At 65.6% G+C, this 3,243-nt stretch carries 3 protein-coding genes; 1 reads left to right on the top strand and 2 read right to left on the bottom strand.

What is annotated here, in order from left to right; genetic code table 11:
* Nucleotides 1-878 (top strand): ABC transporter ATP-binding protein (locus Q0627_RS17980; protein WP_298811777.1); only part of this gene is annotated, 878 nt, incomplete at its 5' end.
* A 7-nt stretch (nt 879-885) separates the two neighbouring features.
* Here the strand turns inward: Q0627_RS17980 and Q0627_RS17975 are convergent.
* Both Q0627_RS17975 and lpdA read right to left on the bottom strand, forming a co-directional pair.
* Complete coding sequence (locus Q0627_RS17975; protein ID WP_298811781.1) at nt 886-1,764, bottom strand: DNA-3-methyladenine glycosylase; 879 nt, start codon at nt 1,762-1,764, stop codon at nt 886-888.
* An 88-nt stretch (nt 1,765-1,852) separates the two neighbouring features.
* Nucleotides 1,853-3,238, bottom strand: a complete 1,386-nt coding sequence (gene lpdA, locus Q0627_RS17970) for a dihydrolipoyl dehydrogenase (RefSeq protein WP_298811779.1) — start codon at nt 3,236-3,238, stop codon at nt 1,853-1,855.
* Between the last annotated feature and the right edge of the window lie 5 nt (nt 3,239-3,243).

The raw sequence follows: 3,243 nt of genomic DNA, 5'->3' as shown, positions 1-3,243 counted from the left end.
TGAGTTTCGAGCGGGTCTTCGAGGTCCTCGACCTCGAACCGCTGATCCAGGACAAACCGGATGCCGTGGACGTCCCCGGGGTCGGCGACGGCGTCTCGGTGCGGTTCAACGACGTGTCCTTCACCTATCCGGCCGCGGACAAGGTTTCGCTCGCCTCTCTGGAAGAGGTTGCGCAACTGGATAGCCGGGGCGGAACCACGATCCTGCACCACGTCGACCTCGACATTCCGGCCGGGAAAATGGTTGCGCTCGTCGGCAGTTCCGGCGCCGGCAAATCCACCATCGCATCGCTGGCGACGCGGCTCTATGACGTCGACTCCGGGGCGGTCACCCTCAACGGTGTCGACGTCCGCGACCTCACCGGCGCCTCGGTGCACCGCACCGTCGGCATGGTGACACAGGACGGTCACCTGTTCCACGACACCGTCCGCGCGAATCTGACGCTGGCCCGGCCCGACATCCCCGACGATGAACTGTGGGCCGCGCTGCGCCGGGCCCGGCTGGACGAACTGGTGCGGATGCTACCTGACGGTCTGGAAACCATTGTCGGAGAACGTGGATACCGGCTCTCCGGTGGTGAGCGGCAACGCCTGACGATCGCCCGGCTGCTGCTGGCCAAACCTGCCGTCGTGATCCTCGACGAGGCCACCGCACATCTGGATTCGACATCGGAGGCCGAGGTCGCCGACGCCCTCGCCGAGGCACTCGCGGGGCGGACGTCGCTGGTCATCGCGCATCGGCTCTCCACGATCCGGGCCGCCGACGAGATCGTCGTCATCGAGGACGGACGCGTCGTCGAACGCGGTGATCATCCGGATCTGCTCGAACGTGACGGTCGCTACGCGCAGCTGCACCGGACCCAGTTCGCGCGTGCATGAGGCGGTTCTACAGAGAGCGGTAGTCGCGCACCGACATTCGGGGGCCCTTGCGTTGCGGCCACTCGCCGTACCGGACGCACAGCCGGACCACCCGGCCCCGTTGTCCGGCAAAGGGTTCGAGGAGTTCGAGCATCCCGGCGTCGTCGACGGGGCTGCCGGCTAGCGTCTGCCCCACGACTCTCGGGATGTGGAAGTCGCCCACCGGCACCGCATCCGGGTCGCCGACGGCCCGCATCCGGGTTTCGGCCGCCGTCCACGGCCCCACACCGCGCAGCACCGTCAGTTTGTCGGGGTGGCGTTCCACATCCATCGATGTTGCCCCGCGGATCGTGCGCATCCGTACCGGTTCGATACCGCTGCGATGCCACTCCCACGACGGGATCTGCGCCCACACCTGCGGTGGCGGCGGCACCCGCATCGATGCGGCGACCGGTCCGGGGGCGGGTTCACCGAAGCGCCGCAACAGATATCGCCAGGCGCGGAACGCCTCGGTACCCACCACCTTCTGTTCCAGAATGGCCGGCACCAGCGCCTCCCACACCCGGCCGGTCCGGCAGATCCGGAAACCCCGGGCCCGCTGGACAAGTCCGTTCACCACCGGATCATCGGTACGCAGTTCTTCCGGATCATCCAGTGCTCCGATAAGTTCCGGAAAGTGCTCGACCAGCCAGGGCCCGCCCGGACCCCAGCCCGTTCCCCGCACACCCTCAGGTACGGCAAGTAACCGGAGGGTTCCCGGACCATCGGGGGTGTGGCAGGCCCGCCAGATCGACCCGTCAGGCGCATACCGCATCGCGGGATCCCCCGACCCCCGGTGCAGACACTCAACTGTTCCCCGAATATCCAACACCCACGGAGGTACCCAGACCCTGCTCACCTCATTCACCCGAACCCCCGAACAAAAACCGCCCTCCACGACTGCGGCGATGCGTATCTGCATCCGCCGCGTTGTGGAGGGCGGTTTTTGTACCCGATCACAGATTGATCATGTGCCCGATAGCCCCGTGGAAGGTCTCCTGGAGAGCCTCAGAAAGGGTGGGGTGCGTGTGGACGTTGCGGGCCAGTTCCTTGGCGGTCAGGTCCCACTTGTGGGCCAGGGTCAGCTCAGGCAGCATCTCGGAGACGTTGTCGCCCACCAGATGTCCGCCCAACAGCTCGTCGGTGTCGGCATTGGTCACCAGCTTGACGAAGCCGGCGGTGGCCGCCAGGCCCTGCGCCTTGCCGTTGGCCGAGAACGGGAACTGGGTGGCCTTGACGTTGTAACCGGCGTCCTTGGCCTGCGCCTCGGTCAAACCGAACGAGGCGACCTGCGGCTGGCAGAACGTGGCACGCGGCATGAACCGGTAGTCACCGAGGGTCATCGTCTCCGCGCCGGCCATCGTCTCGGCGGCCACCACTCCCTGTGCCTCCGCGACGTGCGCGAGCTGCAGCTTGGCGGTCACGTCACCGATCGCGTAGATGCCGTCGACATTGGTGCGCATGTAGTCGTCGATCGCGATGGCGCCGCGTTCGGTGAGCTGCACACCCATGCGCTCCAGGCCGAAACCGTCGACGCGGGGCGCGAAACCGACCGACATGAGCACCTTGTCGACGGTGAGCGAACCGTCGTTGCCCGCCTTGTCCTTATAGGTGACGGTGACCGAATCGCCGTTGTCGGTGACCGTCTGCACACCGGTGGAGGTGAGGACCTTCACACCGAGCTTCTTGTACTCCTTGGCGATGACCTTGGAGACGTCCACGTCCTCGTTGGGCAGCACCCGGTCCATGAACTCGATGATGGTGACGTCCACGCCGTAGTTGGCCAGGACATACCCGAACTCCATACCGATGGCGCCGGCGCCGACGATCACGATCGAGCCGGGCAGCTCACGGGTGAGGATCTGGGTCTCGTAGGTGACCACGTTGTCGGACAGTTCCACGCCCGGCAGCAGCCGGACGGTGGAGCCCGTGTCGATGATGACGTTGTCGAACGTGATCACCCGGTCGCCGACGGTGATGGTCTTGGCGTCGGTGAACACCCCGTACCCGTCGATCTCGGTGATCTTGTTCTTCTTCATCAAGAAGTGGACACCCTTGACGATGCCGTCCGAGACCTTGCGGCTGCGGTCGAAAGCGGCGCCGAAGTCGAAGGTGGCGGTACCGGATATGCCGAACGTCTTGGCCTCGTGGTTGAAGACGTGCGCGAGTTCGGCGTTACGCAGCAGCGCCTTGGAAGGAATGCACCCGACGTTCAGGCACACACCCCCCCAGTACTTTTCTTCGATGACGGCAGTTTTCATGCCCAGCTGAGCCGACCGGATCGCAGCCACGTACCCACCTGGACCAGCACCCAGGACAACTGTTTGGAAGTGTTCAGACACGCCCC

This window comes from uncultured Gordonia sp. (genome assembly GCF_937858515.1).
Taxonomy (GTDB): domain Bacteria; phylum Actinomycetota; class Actinomycetes; order Mycobacteriales; family Mycobacteriaceae; genus Gordonia.
Note: the sequence above shows the minus strand (reverse complement) of the source record. Positions and strands in the feature narration are given on the sequence as shown.